The sequence below is a fragment of the Acinetobacter apis genome (assembly GCF_900197575.1).
Lineage (GTDB): Bacteria > Pseudomonadota > Gammaproteobacteria > Pseudomonadales > Moraxellaceae > Acinetobacter > Acinetobacter apis.
Window position 1 is genome coordinate 350,829 of record NZ_FZLN01000001.1, and the last position, 24,448, is coordinate 375,276.

Here is a 24,448-nt window from a genome sequence, read left to right on the forward strand (position 1 = left end):
CTTATGACTTCTTCTCTATTGGATGGTTATTTGTCTTTCTTCCGTAAATGCACCGTAATCATTGATTGTTTGAAACTTGAGCACATGACCAAATTGATCGAGCGCCTTTTCAGAGAATGGATTTAGCATCAAGGTGTCTATTTTTTTTCCATCAACTGTAATATTCGCAATCGTCATAAAATAAGGTGACGGATTTTTAACAACAATTTTCTTGTTATTCGCAGATGCTGTTAGCAGGTTCGGCGCATCTTCAATACGGATTGTTAAATTTGGTGGACGAAGCATCATTTTGATACGTGACAAAATCGCCAGTTGTAGAACATTACTTTTTTCTAATTCAGCTTTACTGACTGAAGGAATCGCTTGAACATTCAAGTAATACAATGTTTCACGGTCTTTAGCTAAATTCTGATCGGTATTAATAATCCGTAAAGAACTTTCTGATTTAGCTTCGCTCACAAACATTGGTGGTGTAACTACCACTGTATTAATTTTTTTTGAAGATGAATCTTCAACCCAAGAGTTGATTAAAAATCTTCTGTCTGGCGTGCTATTCACAACAGGCATTGATGCTTGTTTTTTATCTAGGTCGTATATCAATCGAGTTGCACCCAATGCAATACCTCCAGCAGCATGCGAAGCATTGATACATAGGGCAGAAATGAATACAGCTTGAGTAAAAAACTTTGGAAAAATATTTAACATCCGTTTAATTCCAAATTGAGTGGACAAAGATGAACGACCGATAAGGAATGGCACTTTTATAAATATAAAAGTGCCAATCTATGAATGAATTAAATAATTTATTATTAGTTATAGTTCACAACGAAGTTAGCATCTGCATAGGCTTGACCAGCAGTTGCAGTTGCAGCAGTTGCTTTATAACGAGCAATGAAATTAAAGATATTGTTGCCGTCAATTAAAGTTTGTGCTGCTGAGAAAGCTGTACCATCTGGAGTCAACGTAGAACCTTTACTATCAAGGATTTCAACACCAACACCTTTAGCAGCTACAGCATTCGCTGAAGGTCCTGAGTTTACTTTTAATAATGTTGCATCAGTTGAATCTTGAGGACCAGAGAAAGCAAATTGTGCAGTTTTAGATACTTCAGTATCACAATCTACAAGTTTAATTTGGAATGGTACATTTGCAGTGTAGTCACCAGCTTTAGTAATTTTAGCTGTACGGTGCTGACCAAGTACGACAGTTTGGTTTGCTGTATCTGAGCTTACAGCACAAGCTGCATTCACGAATTCGCCTTGGAAATGTACTGTACCGCCATTGACTGTTGGTGCAGCATGAGATAAGCCTGCAATTAGAGTTGTTGTTGCTGCAAGTAAAAAAGAAGCTTTCATATTGATATCCTTAATATTTTGATTAAACTTTTGTTTAAAATAAAAAATAAAACTTAAATACCAGTACCAAAGGTAGTTAGGTTGAATTTTTCAACATTAAATAAAAAATCACTTAGAAAGTAAAGAACACCTGTTCTCAAAACTACGGAACTAATCGACATATTGATGATTTTATCCCGACAAATTGGAAGAATAATCATGATCTGTCGATGCTATCTATTTGCAAATTCAAGTGTTTTATCCAATTGGCAATAATTCAAAATCAATTCCGACTAAAATGTTAATATTTGTAATATTAAACATATATAACTATATGTTTAATATTCACTAAATTATGCAATAAATGGTCATTTATTAGTTTATTAACGGCATATATTGCATAAAATTAATATCTTGAGTGATTTTTGATTGGACGGAAGACTAATGATGATGCATTTGGAAGATGTTAAGCTTAGTTTTTGCCAAAAATGACAATCTTGTAATTTGATCTTTTTATTTTTCTATGATTCATTTTATTAAAAATTTAATTGTTAGACTGATTAGCATTGAAATGCTCGTCGTTATGAAATAAATTTTAAAAGTGATAATTAGGTTTGATTTTATTGTGGATATGTAACATAATTACACATACCAAAATATCACTTACACTCCGTTACAATTAATTTAATGCGAAATGTAAATGTAATCTAAAATGTAATAGATGATAAAAAATAATAAAAACAAAGTTTTATTTTTACTTAAATTACTCGTACCTAGTCAAGACAATCCAATTGATATAGACAATGCTGTCTATATGTTTAAAGTTGTTGTACACTCGTTATACAAAGTATGTTGTTACTCTGTAAATCATCCATTGCGGTATTTATTGGATTCAATAAAAACAAAAAGGAGGGGGTGTAATGTCAAAGCTTGAGTTATTTCTAACATCGGGTTCAGTTTTAATTATTATCTTATCGATTTACCTGTTTGCACAAACTGCAACACGAACAATCCATTTATTTTAAATTCTCCTGTAATAAAAAAAGCCTCGATAAACGAGGCTTTTTTTATGCTTCATACATTTAATCTAGATCGCGTGGTATAGCTTGCAATAACTTTTTCGTGTATTCATGTTGAGGATGCTGATACAACTCGTCTGAGTTCGCAATTTCAACAATATCACCATGATTCATGACCATAACTTGGTCGGAAATATATTTCACAACAGATAAGTCATGTGAAATAAAAATATAACTCAGTTGATATTCGTCTTGTAGTTCTTGCAGTAAATTGAGTACTTGTGCTTGTACTGAAACATCGAGTGCAGAGACGGATTCATCACAAATAATAATTTCAGGTTTTAAGGTTAGGCAGCGTGCAATGGCAATACGTTGACGTTGTCCACCTGAAAATTCGTGTGGGTAACGATGATAAGCACTTGCAGGTAAACTCACTCGCTCAAGTAAATTCAAGGCAATTGCTTGGCGTTCTTGATCATTTTCACCAATATTATGCACTTGCATTGGTTCTAATAAGATTTGCCCAATGGTAAAGCGTGGATTTAATGATGCATAAGGGTTTTGAAAGATAATTTGAATTTTACGCTGATAAGCTGCAAAGGCTTTATCTGACATTTTTAAAATATCTTGTCCATCAATTAAGATTTGTCCGCCACTTGCTTCATGCAATCGCATGAGCAATAAACCAATGGTGGTTTTGCCTGAACCAGATTCACCCACTAATCCGAGTGTTTTACCTTTAGCCAGTCTAAAGGATGCATCTTTGACAGCAACAAATTCTTTCTTGCTAAATAAACCTTGCCGTGTCGAAAACACTTTTCTTAAATTCTTGGCTTCTAAAATGATCGGCTCATCACCAGTCACACCGCGTGAACGTTGTTGTAAATGTTCATGTTGTGGTTTGAAGTCAATTTTATTGGCATCTTGGTCCATATAGTCGCTAGTTACAGGCAAACGATAAGGACGAGAATTTAAACGTGGACGACAGTTTAATAAAGCTTGTGTGTAAATATCTTTAGGTTGCTCTAATACTTGTTTTGCATCACCTTGTTCACGAATTACACCATGACGCATGACCACAACACGATCTGCAATTTCACCGACGACTGAAAGATCATGCGTAATAAACAACATTGACATTTGTCGACGTTGGCGAATGGTTTCCAATAAATCAATGATTTGCTTTTGAATAGTAACATCAAGTGCTGTGGTTGGCTCATCTGCAATCAAGAGTTTAGGTTCACATGCAATGGCCATTGCAATCATGACACGCTGTTGTTGCCCACCTGATAATTCACTTGGATACGCGTGATATTTATCTTGTGGAGAGGGCAGTCCAACTTCTTGGAACAGGTCAATGACCTTTTCTTTAATTTGCTGTTTTGATAAGCGTGTATGTAACTTTAAGATTTCAGCAACTTGCGAACCGACTGTAAACACCGGGTTAAGTGATGACATGGGTTCTTGAAAGATCATGGCAATGTCTTTACCGCAGCGTTTGCGTAACTCATTGGCCGATAAGGTCAGTAAGTTAACGCCTTCAAATACAATTTTACTGGCAGGATCAATTTTAGCTTGATGAGCAGGTAATAAACCCATGGTTGCAAGTGAAGTGACAGATTTTCCACTGCCAGATTCACCGACTAAAGCAACGGTTTGATTAGGTTCAATCTGAAATGAGATCGACTTAATTGCTTCGGTATATCCTTGTTCTGATTTAAAAAATACCCGAAGATGTTCAACTGAAAGCAATGCTTGCGTCATGATGTTGTCCTTATTTGAGCTTTGGATCTAATGCATCACGCAATGCATCAGTGAACAAAGAAAATGCAGTCACCAAAATGGCCATCGCTGCAGTGGCTGCAACAAGTTGCCACCATTTCCCGAGTAAAAATTCGCTTTGTGCTTCATTGAGCATGCTGCCCCAAGACGCTGTACCAATAGGTACACCAAAGCCTAAAAAGCTAAGAATGACTTCAGATTTAATAAAAGAAACCACTAAAATTGAAATTTGTACCAAGGCAACATGACTAATATTTGGGAAAATATGAACAAACATACGTCTAAAATCACTCACCCCAATCGCTTTTGCCGCCAATACATATTCACGTTGGCTATGCTTCATATATTCAGCGCGAATTAAGCGATATGTACCGGTCCAGCCAGTTAATCCCAAAATTAAAATAATAGACATTAAACCTTGCTGTTGTAAAACCGCAGCAATCGCAAGAATTAATAACATATACGGAATAGACGTAAATACGTTATAAAACCAATTCATGACATCATCAATCCAGCCACCGTAATAGCCGGATATTGCACCTAAAACTGTACCAATAACGACAGCAAAAAGAGCCGAAATTAAACCAACCAAGATTGATGTTTCAGAACCTTTAATGGTTTTTGCAATGATATCGACACCCCATCGGTCTGCACCAAGAGGAAGTTCGGTTGCCAATGCATTTTGTTCAGCAACTGGGTTTTGGGCAATGGTGCGTTCAATGTCTTGTAAGTTTTTAGCCAATGGATCTGCAATACCATAGCTATCCACTTTCAGTGCATCCGCCAAAGAAATTTCATTGATTTGTAAATTTTCTGTAGGTGGATGGCCTGTAATATACTGGTTAATTACAGGCGGTGCATAACTTACTGCAACTTCTTTATTCCAATCTTTAGCAATAATTCCAGTCATTGAAAGCAGCATGATAAGCAAGTAAGACACCACAATAAAAAAAGAAATTACAGCTGTTTTATCTTTCTTTAATCGACGATATGCCAATGCCCATAAGCTGTGTGACACAGGTTCAGCAGGAGAGGAGGCTGTAGATGGGTTAACCGAAGTAGACATAGATCACTCCCTTATTTAAGTTCTAAGCGAGGATCAATCGCTTTATAAATGACATCAGCCAATAAATTGAACAGCATCGTTAATGCAGCAATATAGATGGTAATGGCTTTAATCACTGGAAAATCACTACGTTCGACCGCTAATATCACTTCACGGCCAATACCTGGAATACCAAAAAAACGTTCTATTAAGAATGCGCCAATTAACAAAGCAGGCAAACTTGCCATGACATCAGTCACAATTGGAATCGCCGCGTTACGTAATACATGGACAAATAAAATACGTGTTTCACTGGCACCTTTTGCACGTGCAGTACGGATATAATCTTGGCCAACTTCATCAAGAATAAAGCTGCGATACAGCCTTAATGTTGGTGCAATGCTGACCACCAACATGATTAAAATGGGTAATAATGCATAATGAAATAAATTACTGCTAAAGTTGCTGCCCCAGCCTTGTACAGGAAACCAGTTTAATTTATAAGCCAAAAAGTATTGGAACATAATGATATAAACCAAAATGCTGATTGACATGGCAACTGTACAAAAGGTCATGAATGAACGGTCAATCCATGTACCACGAAAAATTGAAACACCTAGCGCTAAAATAACAGACACAATGGTTTGTAACAGAATAAGCGGAACAATAATGGTCAGACTTGGTCCAACTCGAGTCATAATGACTTGGCTGACACTTTCCCCCGTACTCCAACTCACACCATAATCAAATGTAAGTACTTGCTTAATAAAGATCCATAATTGAACATAATAAGGCTGATCGATACCAAGTTGTTGACGGATTTGCTCAATTTGAGCTGGATTAGACATTTTGCCTGCGAGTAAATATGCAGGATCACCTCCAACCCAATTAAATAGAGCAAAGACCAAAACGATTACACCGAGCATGGTGGGAATCGTTTGCCAGAGTCGTCGAATAATGTATGCCAACATATGTGTATCCTAATTAAGCCAATGACTTCTATTTTGAGCTTTGCCCGCTAATTTCTTTCAAAAAAGCCTGATTGTTTGCTGGTCGATGAAGAAAGTTTTGAATCAGTTCAGTGGCAGGTTTTTGACTACCTTGAGATAAAATCTCTTGACGATATGCCTGTCCAACCGTTTTATCCATCAGGTTATCTTTGTATGCTGATAAAAGATCTAAAGCGATTACTTCTGCCCATAGGTAGCTGTAGTAACCTGCACCATAACCACCGACTAAATGGTTAAATTGTCCTGGGAATTCTGTACCTGGAACATAGCCAAGCGCTGTTTGTCCTTCCATGTCTTGCCAAACTTTTAATGGGTCTTTTTGCTTTGCATCAGCGGCATGAATACTCATATCATATTGCGCATATAACGTTTGACGTGCATAACGTATGCTGCGTCCATAATTACGAGCAGCGTTAATTTTTTTATTGAGTGTTGGGGTGAGCTTTGGACAACCCGGTGCGCAATACTTTGAAAGTTGTAGCAATGATTGATCGTTTTTAGCCCACTCTTCATACATTTGTGATGGAGCTTCAACAAAGTCCTGTTCTACACTGGTGCCAGCTTGGTCGACATAACGTGTCTTTGATAAAATGTTATGCATAGCATGTCCGAACTCATGGACAAAGGTTTCAAGCTCATCTGCATTTAACCCTTTACGATTAAAATTGGTGACAAGAACAGCGATTGGCGTACGCTGAATTGCTGTACTTGATGAGTAAATTGGCCAAACTGCAGCATGCCCATATTTGCCGTCACGTGGGAAAGGGTCAATATATAAACCGCCTAAAAATTGCTGAGTGTTTGTATCATACACATTGAAATAACGTACTTCTTTATGCCAAACAGGAATATTGGCTTGTTCAAAACGCACACCATAAAGCTGTGATGTAATATCAATTAACCATTTCTGAGCTGCTTCAGTTGGGAAGTATTTACGAAGTTCTTCTTGGTCAACTTGATAATTGGCTTTTCGGTATTTTTCACTCCAATAGCTGCTACTCCACGCTTCAATTTTTGCATCTGCAAGTGGAATGGAGAGTGTCTTTGCTTTAAATGCTTGTAATTGGGCTAAATCTTGTTTCTCTAATGGTGTTACGATATTTTTAATGTCAGCGAGGAATTTGTTGACAGTTGCAGGGTCTTTGGCCATACGATCTTTAATTGCAAAATCTGCATAACTTGCATAGCCAAATAATTTAGCAAGATCTGCTCTTAAATCTGTAATTTGTTTAAGTAGCAGTAAATTTTTTTCAGTACCACGACGTGTGAATTCATAATAGTACTTTTTACGTGCAGTATCGTTATCTGCCAATTGCATAAATGGATAATATTCAGGGTAACCAAAACCCAATAAATAATGACCCGTTGCATTTTTTTCTAGATTGGCAATATAGCTTGCAGGTAAACCTTTTAATTCAGCTGCTGAAAATTCAACTTTACTTTTATTTTCACGGATATTCTTATTAAACTCTTGAGTAAGCAGGGTCAGTTGCTCAAGAATTTTTTTCAATTCAGCTTTTTTTTCTGCTGAAAAATTAATTCCAGTGTCTTCAAAACGAATTAAAATATCTTTTTTCAGTTTGGCATCAATGCTGTCTTGCGCTGTAGCAGCTTTAAATAGCGCATAAATTTTTTCGTTTTGATACAAGTCGGTTGAAAAAGCAGAGTACTTAACAAGACATTCATCTGCATATTGTCGAACTTTTGCATCCGTTGAAACATTACTCAAAATTGAAATCGGGCTAGTAAAGTCTTCGACTGTCGCAGCAAATTGATTCCAAGTCGTAAACCAAGTGGATTGTGCCTCAGCTAATGGAATATTTTCAAACTGTTGAATTTTATTTTTAAATTCAACAATTGTTTGATCACAATCTGTTGTCACATTTTTCACATCTAATAATGGAATTGTTGGACGAGTTGGGCTTTGTGCATTAACTTGTGTACCACCTAACAAAGAAATTAGGCTAAGAGCAAGTGCAGAAAATGATGTTTTAAATTGCATATTTAATACTCCTGATTATTTTTTTGCTGCATTTGTATCAATATAGATCCAATATGCGCTGGTCATCGGATGACTCTTAAAACCTTGTATATAGGGTTGAACAACCGTGTTTGTGTAAGGCGTTGTTGTACTAATTGATGGTGTATATCGTTCAAGGATACGTGCCATTTTTAAATATAAGTCTTGACGCTCAGCTCCAGCAGACAGTGTTTTAGACTTACGATACAATGCATCAAATTCAGGAATTTGAGCACAATTAAAGTTTGATGAGTTAATGTTCGGTCCGTAAAATAGTTGTAAAAAATTATCACCATCTGGGTAGTCTGCAACCCAGCCTTGAGTTCCCATCTGTACACTACATTGCTTTTGTGCACGTAAATAATCTGGAAATTGCATGGTCTTGGTTTTAAAGCGGATACCAATTTCTTGGAGTGAACGTTGCCAAAATTCAGCTGTTGCGACATTAGCTGTGCTTGAAGTCATGGAGTAAGTAATCGTTAAAGGTTTACCATTGGGTAGGGTTCGGTAGCCATCTGCCCCTTTTTTATAGTTGTATTGATCTAACAATAAGTTGGCTGCACGAACAGAATAAGGAATACTGCTTTTAACGCTTTCATCATAGCCCACTACATTAGGTGGAATTGGAAAACGTAATACAGTATCAATACCTTTGAGTACAATATTACGATATTTTTCTTTAGAAAATGCCATTGCCATAGCACGACGTAAAGCAATTTTTTCTGTAGTTAAACCACCGACCACAGGATCTTTTAAATTCCAAAAGGCATAATAAGCTGATAAGCCAGGCTGACCTGATAAAGTCATACCAAGTTTTTTATATTCAGGTTTAAGTTCACCATTTTCAATGACATTTCCTGCAATACCAGCACTTAAGTTAACCCAATCAAGTTGTTTTTGTTTAAAGGCCAGCCACTGTGATTGTGCCTCTTCAATAATTTGAATATCGACCGTATCAATCTGTGGCATTTTTTTGCCAGTCATTTCTGCAATAATTTTACGGTCATTAAAATCGTTCGACTTATAGTCCCATATAAAACCGCGGTAGCTTGGACTGGCTTTTAAAATAATACGAGAACTTGGCACCCATTTATTTAAAACGTAAGGCCCTGTACCAATCGGGTGCCCCATAGCTATGCCTTGTGCATTTTTATATTTATCAATCACTTCATGGGCAACAGCTGCTGTTGGACCATGCGCTAAAATCATGGGTAAATTATAGTCTTTTTCATTCATTTTTAAGACAAGCGTATATTTATCAGGTGTTTGAATACCTGCAATAGGCGCTTTATAGTCGAATGCATTGGTTTTTCTAGCTTGTTCAACAACTTTGTCAAGCCCAATAAATTTACCTTCAATCAGCCAACTATTTGGTGAACGTAATGCTGGGTCAACCAATCGTTTTAAACTGTAGGCATAGTCATACGAGGTCAATTCTCTTTTTTTGCCATTAAAAGCAGGGTCATCACTAAAATAAATGCCAGGCTTAATTTTAATCGTATAAGTTAAACCATCTGCACTGATTTCAGGAAGTGCAGCTGCAGTTTCAGGTACAAGTTTTAAAGGACGTGCTAAATAGTCATAGCTATATAAAGTTTCAAAAATTGAATTATTAATAACAGCCGAATAAACATCACTTGTTGCAACAGGGTCAAAGCCTGTTTCAGACGCAATAAAATAACTATGAATGGTTTTGCCAGGGTCTGCGGCATGAATGGTTTGAGCTGTAAAGCATGCTAGATGTCCAATCAAGAGACTACTTAAAACGGTCTTTTTATATTGGTGTACTGGGTTACGCTTGAATGACTGCCATGCAGATTTTAAGTTCATTTCAAATTTCATTCAGGACACGCTCTCATATAAGTTCAACAATTGACATCAGATCTCTAGCAAGATGGTGGTGCTATAGAATCTTGGTTTATGGATTATTTTGGTGCATTAATTTACATCGCACTAAAATAAAGCATACTAATTGATAACAAAAAAAACATAATTACTTTAAAAGTGAACACAAAATGAAGCAAATATTGATAAATAATGAGCCAATCATGAAGATTATTTGCCCTATAAATACCCATTTTACGTTACTTTATGGACTAAAAGTCTAGATTTCATGTTTTATATGCGAACATTGTGCCAAGTTTTATATTTTTTAATTAAATATTATTTAACGATGTATTTATCATAAAAATGTATATTTATTATAAAATTTAATTTATAAACAATAGCTTATTATTTTTTCTGATTGGTATATATACAGCTTTTACTTACTTTTTAATCAAATTACAGCAAATAATAAAAAAATATATTTTTATACAATCAAAATATTTATGTTTTGTGACAAAGAGTGGCACGCTCATTGCAATCAAATTTACAAAGTATCGACAAAGTATCGGTTACTTTAAATTTTATATCTGATTGGGAAGGCGACCATGAATCACAATACACTCACTCGTGCGATCCGCTCTGTACTCACAGGGACTGTAGGAATAGGCATCACTTTAACCAGCATCATAGGTCATGCAGAAGATGCACCTAAGCTAGAAAAAATTACGGTTACTGGTTCATCAATTAAAGGTGTTGCTGCACAAAGTACCTCTCCAATCACGATTGTCAGAACTGATGAATTGGCGAAACAAGGTGTGACAACAGCTGAACAAGCGTTGGGGTTAATTTCAGCCAATCAATCATCAGCAGTTGCTGCAACTACTGTTGGAAGTAGTGGTGGTGTTGGGTCAGCTGCAGATTTACGTGGTTTGGGATCAAATAAAACACTCGTGCTACTCAATGGTCGTCGGGTTGCTAATTCACCATTTAATACAGCTGCAGTAAATTTGAATACTCTTCCTTTATCACTTGTTGAGCGAATTGAAGTACTAAAAGATGGCGCATCTGCTATTTATGGTACAGATGCCATTGGTGGTGTAATTAACTTTATTACCAAGAAACAATATCAAGGCGCAGGTGTTTCAGTTGAAGCTTTAGCACCAAAGGGAAGTAGCGGTGATACACAGCAATATAATGTGTTTGGTGGCTACGGCTCTTTAGAAGACCAAGGTTTTAACGTGTATGGTGCTGTAAATTATAGTAAAAAAGATGCAGTACTTGCCCGTGAACGTGAAACATCACGCCGTGGAGGTGTTTTACCTGAACTTGGTGTCAATCGTACAAGTGGAGCTTCCTTTCCTGCAAATATCGCAGGTATTGGTAACCCATATGCAAGCTCTGGTTGTGGGGATAGCACTAAAAATACGGCAAGTGGTAAATCTTGCCGTTATAACAGCCAAGCCGATATTGGAGTTGTTCCAGAGGAAGAAACATTTTCTTTCTTAGGACGAGGCACATTAAAGTTATCTGATAACTTTAATGCTATTGCAGAATATATGCATTCTGAAAGTACATTAACTAACATTATTGCACCTGATGTAGTAGCCGGTAATGGTGACGATTATTATATTTATAACAATAGCCCGTATTATCCTGGTAATGGCATTACACCTGCTTTATCTGGTGTAACAGGGCAACCATTGTCTTTAAATTTACGTTCACAAGCAGGCAATCGAATATCTGAAAGTGAGCAAAAATCTGACCGTGTATTATTGGCACTTGAAGGTACAGCAGCCGATTGGGACATTAATACTGGTATCAGCTATGCGAAAAGTACAGGTGATGAAAACTTAATCAGTGGATATATTAATAACCAAAAATTACGTGATCGTTTAGCTGATGGTACACTCAACCCATTTGGTGCAAGTGCTGATGCAAATGTATGGAATAGTCTTGCAGTAAGTGGTACATCACAATCTGCTGAATTTGAATCAACTACATTTGATATCACAGCAAGCCGTGCAATTTATACATTACCAGCAGGTGATGTTGGCTTTGCTATTGGTGGTAGTGTCCGCCGTGATAAATGGTCTCAGTCACAAAACCCAACAGTGAATAGCTTTGTTGAAAGTACAGGAGTTGATCCAACATCTGCACCAAGTACAGGTTCTAGAAATTTAAAAGCAGTATTTACTGAATTCCAAATTCCTATTTTCAAATCGTTAAGTGCACAAATTGCAGCACGTTATGATGACTATAACGATTTTGGTAGTACATTTAATCCAAAAATTGGTCTTCGTTGGCAGCCAGCTAAACAAGTAATGGTCCGTGGTAGCTATTCAACAGGTTTCCGTGCACCTAGTTTATACGAAATGCACAGCAGCAATTATAAAACATACACAGCAGCTAGTTATAATGACCCAGCTTTATGCCCAGGTGGCGTGGTTGCTGCAAATGGTGTTGCAGTGCGTGATTGCGGCCAACAGTTTTACCGTAAAACAGGTGGTAATGATCAATTACAAGCTGAAGAATCAAAAACCTTTACCTTTGGTATTGTTTACGAGCCAATTCGTAACTTAGTATTCTCTGCTGATTACTTTAATATTCAAGTTGAGAACCAAGTTGGTGTAGTTGGTGAGAGTGCAATTTTTGCTGATCCACTTAAATATGCAGATCTTTATGTGCGCAATGGAGATGGGTCTTTAAACTACATTAATCAGACATTACAAAATCTAGGTGACACTAAAACATCAGGTATTGATTTAGGTGTGCAATGGCGTAGTGCAATGACCAAATATGGCCGTTTAGGTTTAAGCATTGATGGTACTTATATTAACAGTTATAAATTCCAAACTGAGAAAAATGGCGAATGGTATAACGCAGTTGGCCAATATAATGCAAATTTTGGTGGTGTAATTACTCGTTGGAAGCATAATGCAAATATTAACTGGAACTATGATGCTTGGAGCTTAAATTTACAACAAAGCTTTTTCAAAGGTTATTTAGATCAAAATGCTGGTGATCAAAACCACCGCGTTTCAAACTACACCTTGTATAACTTATCTGGTACATATACAGGCTTTAAGCATACAGAATTAACATTTGGTATTCGTAATGTGTTAGATACGAAACCACCAGCATCGAATGTAGTAGACAATTTCCAAATGGCATATGACCCACGTTATAGCGATATTATGGGAAGAACTTACTTCGGACGTGTTACTTATAAATTTTAATAATGAAGCGATTTAACTTACTACTAAATCACTAATTGTAAAACAAAGCAGCAAATATTAGCTTATTTGCTGCTCTTGAAACACAGGTACAACTATTATGAATTTTTCTCAGGACGGCGAGCGTTCTCCAAAGCGATTCATAGGCATAGGCGTAGTTGTTTTACTTCATGGCTTATTAATTTATGCATTAATAACAGGCTTGGCCCGTGATGTAATTAAAGCGGTACAAGCACCTGTTGAGATGCAAATTATACAAGAAGTAAAACCACCACCTCCGCCACCGCCTAAGCCAATTGAAAAGCCGAAAATAGAACCAAAACCAGTAGTGGAGAAGACGGTACAAAAGCCTGAACCAAAAGCTGTACCGAAACCTGCACCATTTGTGCCTAAGCCACAAGTTGCACCACCAACGCAAACAGATGCGCCTAAAGTGACAACACAAAGTGAGCGACCGACACCACCAAGTCCACCTGCAAAAGAGGTGACTGCTGACCCAGTACCACCTGCGCCAGCAAAACCGAAAGGTGAAACGAAGGGTGTAACAGGCAGTGCATCGGCAAGTTGTCCGACACCAGAATATCCTCAAGATGCCTTGATGAATGAAGAACAAGGTACAGTGAGATTGAAACTTGATGTAGGTCCAGATGGCCGCGTCACCAATGCCAAAGTTGAAAAGTCGTCAGGTTCACGTAATCTCGATCGAGCAACAGTCAATGCATACAAGAAGTGTGTATTTGGTGCAGCAACACAAGATGGGACTGCAACAGCAGGGTCAATTAACTTGGAATATACATTTAAACTTGATTGATTTTAAATGAAATATTGAACAGATTTGGATGAAGATGATGGAAAAAACAAACCTAATGAAGAAACTTGTTAAAGTGTCTGCCGTATTGACCCTATGCAGTGCTGGTCTTTTCTCACAGTTTGCTGTGGCTGAAGAACAACCTGCAGCATCTCAAGCAACAGCACAACAAGTGGCATCACCTGCGGCTTCACAACCGACACCTGAACCACCACCTGCAGCGGCTACAACTGAAAAAGTAGGTAACCCATATGGGTTAGATGCAGTATGGCGTGAAGGTGACTTTGTTGCACGTGGTACATTAATTATTATGTTGTTAATGTCTGCAGGTACATGGTATTTGATCGTGACGAAATTCCTTGAACAACAACAAGTGAAAAAGCAAGGACAAATTGCACGTCAAAAATTTTGGAATGCGGACAATATTCCTCAAGGTGTTCAAACATTAGACTCAAAAAGTGCATACCGTTTTATCGCTGAAAAAGCACAAAACTCAACAGAAAATCATGGCAGTCATATGCTTGATAAAATTGACTTTAACACATGGGTGACTTTAGGTATTCAACGTGCAGTTGATAAAGTACAAAGCCGCTTATCGGGCGGTCTTGCATTTTTAGCAACAGTCGGTTCAACCTCTCCATTTATTGGTCTCTTTGGTACAGTATGGGGTATTTACCATGCGCTAACTGCTATTGGTATTTCAGGTCAAGCGTCAATTGATAAAGTTGCAGGACCTGTAGGTGAAGCATTGATTATGACAGCGATTGGTTTGGCGGTTGCTGTGCCTGCAGTACTTGGCTATAACTGGTTAGTACGCCGTAATAAAGCCATTTTAGAAGAAGTTCGTTCATTCGGTGCTGACTTACATGCTGTAGCATTAAGTGGCAACATGGTGTCTGGTGAAAAACCAGCACAAGCTAAAGCAAAACCAACTGCGGAGTAAGCACAATGGGAATGAATGTAGGTTCAGAAGGTGATGATGACGATGTGATTGGCGTCATCAATACCACACCACTTGTGGATGTGATGTTGGTATTACTGATTATCTTTTTGATTACAGTCCCTGTGGTAACGCATACAATTCCTGTGAAATTACCTGAAGAGACAAATCAAAAATATGAGACTAAACCTGAAAATGTTACCCTAGCGGTAAATAAAGAAGGGCAAGTCTTTTGGAATGAAAAATATATTCCAGATCAAAATACGTTACTCGGTCTGTTAAAAGAGCAGTCAGTAAAACGACCACAGCCTGAAGTTCATATTCGTGGTGATCAACAAACCCATTATGAATCAATTGGTAAAGTCATTGAAACAGTGCAGCAAGCAGGCATTATTAAAATATCATTTGTTACTCAGCCACCAGCGCGTGGTTGAGTTTGAGGATAGGAGACGATCATGGGAATGACACCAACCCCAAGTAATTCAGATGATGAAGATGTAATGCTCGAAGTCAATATGACACCATTGATTGATGTCATGTTGGTTTTAATTATTATGTTTATTATCACGATCCCCATTCAAAACAATGCGATCAATATTAACATGCCTGCGCCGTCTCCTCCGACCAAGCAAAAGCCACCTGAGGTGGTGACGATCGCAATTAAACCGAATGGCGATATCTTGTGGAATGAGGAAATCATTAAAAAAGACGTATTAGACGCACGTTTTACTGCCATTTCAAAGCAAGTAGAGCAAGACCAAGTTCATATTAAACCTGAGGCTCAAGCATCATATAAAGATGTAGCTATGGTGATGGCAGCAGCACAGCGTTTAGGTGTAAAAAATATGGGTATTATGAACGGCGGTTAAAGCGCGAAGCATAATGATTGTATTTGTTAAAGTAAAAAAGCTCTTTGGGGCTTTTTTACTTTTTGTGAAATAAGAAAAGTTATTGATGAGTGATTAGATTATAATTGCTCTAAAAGTAACATGACTTAAAAAAAATAGCACTTTAAAGATATTAATGGACATACAATGACAAATAAGCTTTTTAGTTGGCTTGAACAACGGATTGATCCGTATCCTGACGAATATCAAAATGCGCCTTTACCAGAAAAATTTTTTCCATTTTTATGGGCATGTACCTTAGGTGTTAGAAAATATTTAGTGATTGCTGTTGTGCTGACTGCAGTGACATCGGCTATGGAAGCTTATATTTTTAATGCCATGGGCAGCATAGTCAATTGGATTAATGCAAGTACACGTGAGACCTTTTTTACAGAGTATCAATCATCACTCATGTTTTTGGTGTTTGTGTTGCTTGCGCATGTGGTTTTAGTATCGGCATTATCTATGCTGAAGCATCAAATATTAATTCCGCTCTTTCCCATGCGTTTAAGGTGGCGTTTTCATAATTTGTTTTTACAACAAAGTTTAGATTTTTTTAGTAGTGAATTTTCAGGAAAACTTACCACTAAAGTATTGCAAACAGCTTGGGCTGTACGTGATTTTTTCTTAATTATTATCGAAATTATCATCAATATTTTGGTGTATTTTATAACAATCAGTGTGTTATTGGGCGCAACTTCGCCTCTGTTATTGGTACCTTTATTTATTTGGTTAACACTGTTTGTACTTTCAATTATCTATTACGTTCCTCGCTTAGGAAAAACATCACAAGAAACAGCAGATGCTCGTTCGTTAATTACAGGGCATTTAACCGATACCTATACCAATATTCAAACAGTTAAACTTTTTGCACATTCTCAGCAAGAGCGCGAATACAGCAAAGAGTCAATGAATGGCTTTTTGGCAGTTTTGTTAACATTATTTCGTATTACCACCAGCTTTGAAATTTGCTTGAAATTATTAAGTGCTTTTTTGTTTATTGGTGTATTAGGTACAGCAATTTATTTATGGCAACAGAACCAAATTGAAGTTGGCGTGATTGCTGCTGCGCTTGCAATGTTACTCAGGCTGAACAGTTTAAGTGATTTTATTATGTGGCAATTGGCAGGCTTATTTGAAAATGTTGGGACCATTCAAGATGGTAAAAAAACGCTAAGCCGTCCTGTACTGATTCAAGATGTGGAAAATGCTTCTTCATTGCAGTTAAAGCAAGGTGAAATTCGCTTTGACCATGTGAATTTTTCTTATAGCCACAAGCAAGTATTTAAAGATTTAAGCTTTACGATCAAAGCAGGTGAAAAGATTGGTGTAGTTGGGCGTTCAGGTGCAGGTAAATCTACTCTGATTCAATTATTATTGCGTTTTTATGATATTCAACAGGGTCGTATTTTAATTGATGGGCAGGATATTTCACAGGTTAAACAAGAGAGCTTAAGACATCATATTGCTTTAGTGACGCAAGATACTTCCTTGTTACACCGTACCATTAAAGAGAATATTCGTTATGGACGAATTGATGCTTCTGATGACGCTGTAAACCGAGTGATTGGACAAGCACATGTACAAGACTTTTTACCTCACTTAATTGATCAGCATGGACGAATTGGATTAGATGCGGAAGTGGGTGAGCGTGGTGTTAAGTTGTCAGGTGGTCAAAGACAACGGATCGCGATTGCACGTGTACTATTAAAAAATGCACCTATTCTAATTTTGGATGAAGCGACCAGTGCATTAGATTCTGATGCTGAAAGCGTCATTCAAAGCAATTTACAAAGTTTAATGCAAGGCAAAACAGTCATTGCAATTGCTCACCGTTTATCAACCATTGCTCAAATGGACCGTATTGTTGTATTTGATCAAGGGCAAATAGTTGAGCAAGGTTCACATACTGAGTTGCTTGAGCAAAATGGTATTTATGCAAATTTATGGCAAAAGCAAACCGGTGGCTTTATTGTTGAGTAAAATCCATACATCTATGATAGGAAAAGATATTTTATGAGCAGTTACCGCCATGAATATAACAATAACGCTTGTTTTTTGTGGTGGGATTGTTTAGTATCTCTTCCGTTATAAAGTTTGCTTTATGCGTAAACTTTAGGGCCTATAGCTCAGTTGGTTAGAGCAGCGGACTCATAATCCGTTGGTCCCGTGTTCGAGTCACGGTGGGCCCACCATTATTAAACCTCGTAACTTATTGAGTTATGAGGTTTTTTTTATATTTTAGTAAAGTTAACTAATATAATTTTATTTAAATTTAATATCGAAAAATTTATAATTATATCCACAGTTCTTAAAAAACTAGAATAGTGCTGAAGCGATTCAAATCTAATTAAAATATAGGTAAATAATGAACAAAGACTCTTTAGAAAGCTTTATTCAAAACATAAAAGAAGATAATGAAAAAAAATTATTTTTTGCTCAGCATCAACTTGGCGCAGAAGTACACTGGTTTTTTATTGAAGCGGTTCAGGCCATGGAGAAAAATTTAATCTTACTCGCTTGTTTAGGATTCATTAATGGCATAGAAGCTTCTTTAAGATCTACAGTAGCTGCTATTGAAAATACGAGTATAGACTCAAATACAATTTTAAATAATAAACTTCTGAGAAAGGCTAAAAAACATGGATTACCTATAAATTATTTAACCTTTCCAGGAGAGCAAAATTTTGAACTTAAGTTGGAAAGAAACAACGATCATGTAGAAATTGTAAGACTAAGGCATAATTTTTGTCATGGCAATATTCTTGAGTATGTAAATAAAGACCTTTCTTTTTTTACCCCCGAATGTTGCAATCACATTGTGAATATTCTTTTAGACATATCAAAAAAATGGGTTGAACATCTAGGTATTTTTAAAATAAATAAAGTGAATAATAAAGAGTAATTTATCTATATCTTTTTAATTAAAACATTGCTTTACAATATCGAATACCCAAAACAATCAATTTAAATAGATAATTATCATATATTTATACAGTGTTGTGGTATTATAAAAAATGATCAATTAAATAATTATAATATTGTCAGTTGTCTTAAATATGATATTTTATGTATTAAAATAATACCTAAGTTGTTATTTTAAAATAAAAAATTAGGTTATTAATCGAATTTAATAATAATAGTGTACTGATATTTATTTTTATGCTGAAAACATAATATACATAAATTTTACTATATTTTTCAATAATTTAAATTTTGTTAATAAAATATTACATATAGTATGTACGAAGAAGCATTATTATATGTGGTGAAAATATATATAGGATTGCACGTAAGTTTTAATTTAAAACGGACAATTTATAAATAACAATGAAGTAGGTAGTATGATGAGTAATTCAGAAACATATTTAAAATCAAGAATTTCTTGGCCAAGTATATTTGCAGGGACGCTAATTGTTTTAGCTGTTTCTTTTTTATTATCCATTTTAGGAGTCGCTTTAGGCTTTTCAATGTTAGACCCATTGTCTGACACTGATATTGGTAACGGCTCTGGAACCACTTTAGGTATTTGGACAGGGATTTCGTTGCTAGTAAGTTTAGGTATTGGTAGTTTTATTTCAGGTAAACTTACAGGTGTGCATGGCGGTGTACACGGCTTTTTAGTGTGGTGTTTGTCTTTAATCGTTGGCTTGTTTATTAGTATTTCAACAGTAACAACAACATTAAATATCACAGGAAGTTTAGTTGGTTCAGTAACTTCTGCGACAGGAAATATTGCGGCAACTGTAGGTAAAGGAACAGCGAGCGCGTTTGAAAACATTAATTTTGATGACATTTTACCAAGTTCATCAGAGCTCATGGGTTCAAACAACAGCAATGTGGTTGATGCTTTGAAAAAGAGTGGAATTCCAGAATTACAGCCTAACTATTTAAATTCTCAATTAGATTGGGCCAAAAAGCAAATCCAAACTGCGGTAAAAGATGTTGCTGTGAATCCACAAAATGGCGAAGAGATTATTAATAATTTAATGACCACTTTGAAAAACAGAGCACAGTCTATTAATGATTCAATTGATAAAGAGAAAATTAAAACAGCACTTGCTAAAAACAGCAATATGACGCCAAAAGAAGCCGATCAAGCTGTTGAAAATTTCTTAAAAGAGAGAGAAGTTGCAACACAAAAAGTGAATGAAGCATTTACTCAAGCAGAAGCATCAATTAATGATGCAAAAGTGAAATACCAAGAGTTGAAGCAGCAAGCGCGTGAAAAAGCTGCAGTTGCAACAAAAGCTGCTGCAAAAGCTGCGTTATGGGCATTTATTGGTTTATTCCTTGGTGCATTAGTAAGTATTTTTGCTGGCCGAGTTGGCGTTAACAAAAGCAAATAATCACTCAATGCTTTAACATAAAGCGATTGATGTAAAATTCTTGCATCTATCATATAAAAGACCAGCTTAAAATCAGCTGGTCTTTTTTTAATAAAACAGACATCAAATGCATGTTGTTTTAATGTGTCAGCTCATCTGCTTATTGGCGGTATTGAAAGAAACGATAGCCAATGAATACGGTGAGTCCGATGAGTGTCATTGCTGCAAAAAGATGCATAAAAAAATCATTTAAAATGAGTTGTTCAGAATGACATAAGGTTAATAAAGAATAAGAAAGAAAAATAATACCAATGCTTAAATACTTTAAGGTTTTGAGTGGTGTTAATGATTGATTCTTTTTTAGAAACATTAAACTAATAATCAGCATCGGAATGCCTGAAGTCACCACAAAAAGATAGCAGCTTAGACCTTGACCAAAATGACCAATATGATGAGGCACGGTAAAAATGCTAAACAGGCTTGCCACTAACCAAAAAATAATCATTGTATTGAGTAACGTTGTATTTAATTGGCGTCCAGGAATTTGTGACTTAAATACATTTGAAATAGATAAGCAGCCAATCACGATACACAGCATAAAGCTTAAAATATTTTCCTGTGTTGCAGGGAATTGCCATGCTTTAGGATGTAAATTCAGTAAAAATGTTGATAACACGCCCAAGCCTAAAAATACCAAGCTCCATGTTGCTGTACCTAGCCATAAGTTTGGCGTTTTCGCGACAGGTTTAAGATTATGTGTGAGTTGCTGAATTAATTCCTTATGTCGATTATGATTCATTTTGCTCTCTAGATTTACTCTTTAATTTAGTTAAAGCACGATGCAACAAGGATTTAACTGCAGGTACAGATAAACCTGTTTTTTCCGATGTTTCATTGAGGCTCAGTTCATCAATTTTAACCAGCTGTACAATATGACGCTGAGATGGCGTTAAATTGGCAAGTAAATGCGTCAACCGTTCAAGATGATCTTCTTGGTCATGTTTATCAAGCGGTGTAAGGTCAATGAGCTGCGATAAAATAAACTCATCAGCCAGCTCTTTAGACCAATGACGATTATATTTACGCAGTACATCAACAGCACGTGCAGATGTAATGGTGGATAACCATGGCAAAATTGGCCGTGTCGGGTCATAGGTATGGCGTAAGGTATGAACCGTCATTAGTGTGTCTTGGACAATATCATCGACAATTGTGTCATCTTTCACCTTATAGCGTGCAAAGGTTTGTAATACAGGCACCATCGCAGACAATACTTTATGGTATGCCTGCTCATCTCCTTGTTGTGCTTGATGCATTAGCGTTGACCATTGCTCTTTGGGTGCAAGCCCTTGCGATGGCCTAGAGGTCGATCTGCTCAATGCACTCTCCTTGAAAAATCATCTTATTGTTTTGCGGCTTTTTCTAACTCCATAATAAACGAAGCGGTGGTTAAGATCTGTGGCAAAATGATTGGATCTCCACCATTTGCAGGGTAAAGCACATAGAGCGGTAAACCATCTCTGCCATAGTCCGCCATGGCTTTGACAATCTCTGCATTATAATTGGTTGCATCTGCAAACATGAAAATGGTGTTGGTCTTGAGCATTGCTTTTTGAACATCATCAGTTGAAAGCACATTTTTATCGTTAACTTGGCAGGTAATACACCATGAGGCACTAAAATCAATAAAAATGGGTCGATGCTGTTTTCTTGCTTCTGCTAAGGCTTGTGGTGACCAAGTGATTTTTGTTGCTTTGGTTGCTTGAGCTTCTGATGTTAAAGCAGGGGTTGGTGCTGTTTTTAATGTGGTTTGTAATGCACTATTGGGTTGAAAGATTAAGAATAAAACGCCAAGACCAATCACAAAAGCGATCAAATACAACATAAGACTTTTTTGTCCCATGAGCGTTCTTTTTTGTGCAAGACCATAAATCCAACATATCATGGCAAAGCTAACACAGCAGATAAAAATGATAGCAAGTCCTGTGGCATCGGTTTGTTGTGATGCTACCCAAACCAGCCATGCCGCAGCAGCATACATTGGAAATGCTAAAAATTGTTTTAACGTTTCCATCCATGCACCAGGTTTTGGTAGTTTTTTTGCTAAATTGGGGCTAAAGGACAACAAGGTAAAAGGTGCTGCAAAACCAATCGCTAAGCTTAGAAAAATGGACAGTGCAACAATTGGGCTTTGTACTGAGGCATAGCCAATGGCACTGGCCATAAACGGCGCAGTACATGGTGTAGCGACAATAATTGCCAAAGCACCAGTTAAAGCGGCACCATATGCACCGCTTGTAGAGGTTTGATTTTGTCCTATTTGTTGAAGGCGAAGACCCGCTTCAAACAAACCTGATAAATTGAGTGCAGAACCGAGCATCACCAAAGCGAGAAGTGTCACCATCTTTGGTGATTGAAGTTGAAAGCCCCAGCCAACTGCTTCTCCACCGCTCCGTAAGATCAGTAAAAATCCTGTTAGTGCAAGCATTGATAAAACAACGCCCACCATAAATGCCAAGCCTTCTACACGCAAGCGTTGCTTGTCATTAACATGGCGGAGTAATCCCATAATTTTAAAAGAAATAATAGGAAATACACAGGGCATAAAGTTTAAAATAAGCCCACCTAAAAAAGCCGATAGAATCGCAATTAACATGGTATTTTCCTTGAATATTATTTCTTGTTTTTATGCCATTGTGTTACTGCTTCCATGGTTTTTTCGATGTGTTTTTCAGGGTTGGCATCGGTATAGGCCAATAAGATTTTATGGTCTGGTGCAATGACATATGAAGTACGGTTTGAAAGCACTTTATTGTCTTTTGTGGTCATTAAACTGTCGTAACGCTTCGCAATTTTTGCACCTGGATCGGCAATAACAGCAAATTTATTACGACATTCTTGTTCTGAAAATTCTTTAATTTTTTCGACATTGCCTGAGGTAATCCCAAATACTGTGGCACCTTTAGCATTAAATGCATCTGATGCTTCAGCAAAGGCATGAGCTTCTAATGTACAGCCTGATGAAAAAGCAACAGGAAAGAAGTAAAGCACCACAGGACCTTTTTTAAGTGCTTTATCTAAAGAAAAAGCAAAACTTTTTCCAGCAAGAGATGCATCTGCATTAAAAGAAGGTGCAGCGCTATTAACAGGTAATGCAGCATGCAGGTTAAATGAACATACAGTGAACGCAGCAGCCAAGATTGATGTTTTGATCAGGCCTGCATTTTTTTTGGTTTTTAAGTGCGACATTATTTTATTCTCTATCCATAAGTAGTCAGTATTTGGAAGTAAATACAGATCTACATATCTATAGTTCGTTTTGAATCATGAAAAAGTTTCGCTGATTGAAAAAAAATTTAAAGATTATTAAAAATAAATGGGTGAATGTGATAAATCATGAACCAAGCAGCACAATAAATGTCAGTTTAGGAAAGAATGACAGATGAAAGAAAATATTATTTTTGATTTAGATGGCACATTAATATCCACTGATTGCACAAAAAAATGGCTGATCAAACAACTTAAATCAAATATGTTTCGTTATCTTGGCGCTTTATTGGTTATTCCAATTGCCATACCTTGTATGAAAAGTAAGAAATATCGATCTGTGGGTGTCGGATTATTTGTTTGGCTTGCCACTTATCGATGTGATGAATCACAACTTAAAGCAAGCTTTGCAGATTTTGCATTTGCCGTGAAAAGTAATACAGTTCCTGAACTCTATTGGCTAAGTGATGCAATCTCAGTGCTTGAACAGCATATTAAGGAGCATCAAAACATTATTGTTGTGACTGCAGCAGCTGAACTGTTGGCTCAAGCGCTCATTGAATCTTTAAATTTAACGGCACATGTCACAGTCATTGGAACACCGTTAAACAGAAAATGGGGTGGTTGGGTTGGCGGTCAACACTGTCGCCACCAAGAAAAAGTCAGAAGGCTACATGCCATCGGTATAACATCACCATGGTATGCAACATATACAGATGACCCAGAAGAAGATTATCCACTGTTGATCAACGGTAAATATAAATTTTTAATTAATGTTCAGCAGCTCGATGACATGATGAAAGAATTAAATCATCTTCAATATTTAACATGGCGTTAAAGTTTAAACTGAGTTTTTTTTGTTGGCATCTATACAGGGCGATAGGTTTTAAATTCAAGCAGTGAGCCATTTAATGATCAGTTGAATCGTTTAGATCATTGATTGGTTGA

Annotated in this window: 20 protein-coding genes and 1 tRNA gene; 10 read left to right on the plus strand and 11 right to left on the minus strand. The window is 36.7% G+C overall.

Going from position 1 to position 24,448, the window contains the following annotated elements:
* Nucleotides 1-15 precede the first annotated feature (15 nt).
* The 7 genes from CFY84_RS01530 to CFY84_RS01560 form a co-directional block, all read right to left on the minus strand.
* The gene (locus CFY84_RS01530) at nt 16-705 is read right to left on the minus strand and encodes a fimbria/pilus periplasmic chaperone (RefSeq protein WP_088822405.1); all 690 of its coding nucleotides are present in this window, start codon (nt 703-705) and stop codon (nt 16-18) included.
* 104 nt (nt 706-809) lie between these two features.
* On the minus strand, nt 810-1,355 hold the full coding sequence (gene fimA / locus CFY84_RS01535) for a type 1 fimbrial major subunit FimA (RefSeq protein WP_088822406.1): 546 nt from the start codon (nt 1,353-1,355) through the stop codon (nt 810-812).
* Nucleotides 1,356-2,416: 1,061 nt separating this feature from the next.
* Nucleotides 2,417-4,117, minus strand: coding sequence for an ABC transporter ATP-binding protein (locus tag CFY84_RS01540; RefSeq protein WP_088822408.1), 1,701 nt, complete (start codon nt 4,115-4,117; stop codon nt 2,417-2,419).
* Nucleotides 4,118-4,127: 10 nt separating this feature from the next.
* Complete coding sequence (locus CFY84_RS01545) at nt 4,128-5,201, minus strand: ABC transporter permease (RefSeq protein WP_088822410.1); 1,074 nt, start codon at nt 5,199-5,201, stop codon at nt 4,128-4,130.
* An 11-nt stretch (nt 5,202-5,212) separates the two neighbouring features.
* Nucleotides 5,213-6,151 carry an ABC transporter permease gene (locus CFY84_RS01550; RefSeq protein WP_088822412.1) on the minus strand — a complete coding sequence of 313 codons (939 nt, stop codon included), beginning with the start codon at nt 6,149-6,151 and terminating at the stop codon, nt 5,213-5,215.
* A 28-nt stretch (nt 6,152-6,179) separates the two neighbouring features.
* Nucleotides 6,180-8,192, minus strand: coding sequence for a M3 family metallopeptidase (locus CFY84_RS01555; RefSeq protein WP_088822413.1), 2,013 nt, complete (start codon nt 8,190-8,192; stop codon nt 6,180-6,182).
* A 15-nt stretch (nt 8,193-8,207) separates the two neighbouring features.
* Complete coding sequence (locus CFY84_RS01560) at nt 8,208-10,040, minus strand: ABC transporter substrate-binding protein (protein WP_088823359.1); 1,833 nt, start codon at nt 10,038-10,040, stop codon at nt 8,208-8,210.
* Between the two features lie 602 nt (nt 10,041-10,642).
* Here CFY84_RS01560 and CFY84_RS01565 point away from each other — a divergent pair.
* The 9 genes from CFY84_RS01565 (at nt 10,643) to CFY84_RS01605 (ending at nt 20,254) form a co-directional block, all read left to right on the plus strand.
* Nucleotides 10,643-13,273: a TonB-dependent receptor gene (locus CFY84_RS01565; RefSeq protein ID WP_088822415.1), complete on the plus strand. Its 2,631-nt coding sequence runs from the start codon at nt 10,643-10,645 to the stop codon at nt 13,271-13,273.
* 97 nt (nt 13,274-13,370) lie between these two features.
* Nucleotides 13,371-14,081, plus strand: a complete 711-nt coding sequence (locus CFY84_RS01570; RefSeq protein ID WP_088822417.1) for an energy transducer TonB — start codon at nt 13,371-13,373, stop codon at nt 14,079-14,081.
* A gap of 34 nt (nt 14,082-14,115) precedes the next feature.
* A complete protein-coding gene (locus tag CFY84_RS01575) occupies nt 14,116-15,021 on the plus strand; it encodes a MotA/TolQ/ExbB proton channel family protein (RefSeq protein ID WP_088822418.1) in 906 nt (301 codons plus the stop codon).
* Between the two features lie 5 nt (nt 15,022-15,026).
* Nucleotides 15,027-15,452 (plus strand): ExbD/TolR family protein, encoded by a 426-nt coding sequence (locus tag CFY84_RS01580; protein ID WP_088822420.1) that lies wholly within the window; start codon nt 15,027-15,029, stop codon nt 15,450-15,452.
* A 21-nt stretch (nt 15,453-15,473) separates the two neighbouring features.
* On the plus strand, nt 15,474-15,887 hold the full coding sequence (locus CFY84_RS01585) for an ExbD/TolR family protein (protein WP_088822422.1): 414 nt from the start codon (nt 15,474-15,476) through the stop codon (nt 15,885-15,887).
* A 165-nt stretch (nt 15,888-16,052) separates the two neighbouring features.
* Nucleotides 16,053-17,888: an ABC transporter ATP-binding protein gene (locus CFY84_RS01590; protein WP_088822423.1), complete on the plus strand. Its 1,836-nt coding sequence runs from the start codon at nt 16,053-16,055 to the stop codon at nt 17,886-17,888.
* 135 nt (nt 17,889-18,023) lie between these two features.
* Nucleotides 18,024-18,100: transfer RNA gene (locus CFY84_RS01595), tRNA-Ile, on the plus strand.
* Between the two features lie 173 nt (nt 18,101-18,273).
* On the plus strand, nt 18,274-18,810 hold the full coding sequence (locus tag CFY84_RS01600) for a hypothetical protein (protein WP_088822425.1): 537 nt from the start codon (nt 18,274-18,276) through the stop codon (nt 18,808-18,810).
* Between the two features lie 442 nt (nt 18,811-19,252).
* On the plus strand, nt 19,253-20,254 hold the full coding sequence (locus CFY84_RS01605) for a hypothetical protein (protein WP_088823360.1): 1,002 nt from the start codon (nt 19,253-19,255) through the stop codon (nt 20,252-20,254).
* Between the two features lie 139 nt (nt 20,255-20,393).
* Here the strand turns inward: CFY84_RS01605 and CFY84_RS01610 are convergent, their stop codons facing one another.
* From CFY84_RS01610 to CFY84_RS01625, 4 genes are read right to left on the minus strand one after another with little or no spacing between them, the layout of a single operon-like run.
* A complete protein-coding gene (locus CFY84_RS01610; RefSeq protein WP_088822427.1) occupies nt 20,394-21,032 on the minus strand; it encodes a DUF1109 family protein in 639 nt (212 codons plus the stop codon).
* On the minus strand, nt 21,022-21,612 hold the full coding sequence (locus CFY84_RS01615) for a sigma-70 family RNA polymerase sigma factor (protein WP_143218749.1): 591 nt from the start codon (nt 21,610-21,612) through the stop codon (nt 21,022-21,024). The genes CFY84_RS01610 and CFY84_RS01615 overlap by 11 nt, the downstream gene beginning before the upstream one ends.
* A gap of 23 nt (nt 21,613-21,635) precedes the next feature.
* The gene (locus CFY84_RS01620; RefSeq protein ID WP_088822430.1) at nt 21,636-22,889 is read right to left on the minus strand and encodes a protein-disulfide reductase DsbD family protein; all 1,254 of its coding nucleotides are present in this window, start codon (nt 22,887-22,889) and stop codon (nt 21,636-21,638) included.
* A 17-nt stretch (nt 22,890-22,906) separates the two neighbouring features.
* Nucleotides 22,907-23,482, minus strand: coding sequence for a peroxiredoxin (locus CFY84_RS01625; protein WP_088822432.1), 576 nt, complete (start codon nt 23,480-23,482; stop codon nt 22,907-22,909).
* 193 nt (nt 23,483-23,675) lie between these two features.
* On the opposite strand from CFY84_RS01625, the gene CFY84_RS01630 reads away from it, so the two are divergent.
* Entirely contained in the window at nt 23,676-24,338 is a 663-nt protein-coding gene (locus tag CFY84_RS01630; protein WP_088822433.1) for a haloacid dehalogenase-like hydrolase, read from the plus strand.
* Nucleotides 24,339-24,448: the final 110 nt, after the last annotated feature.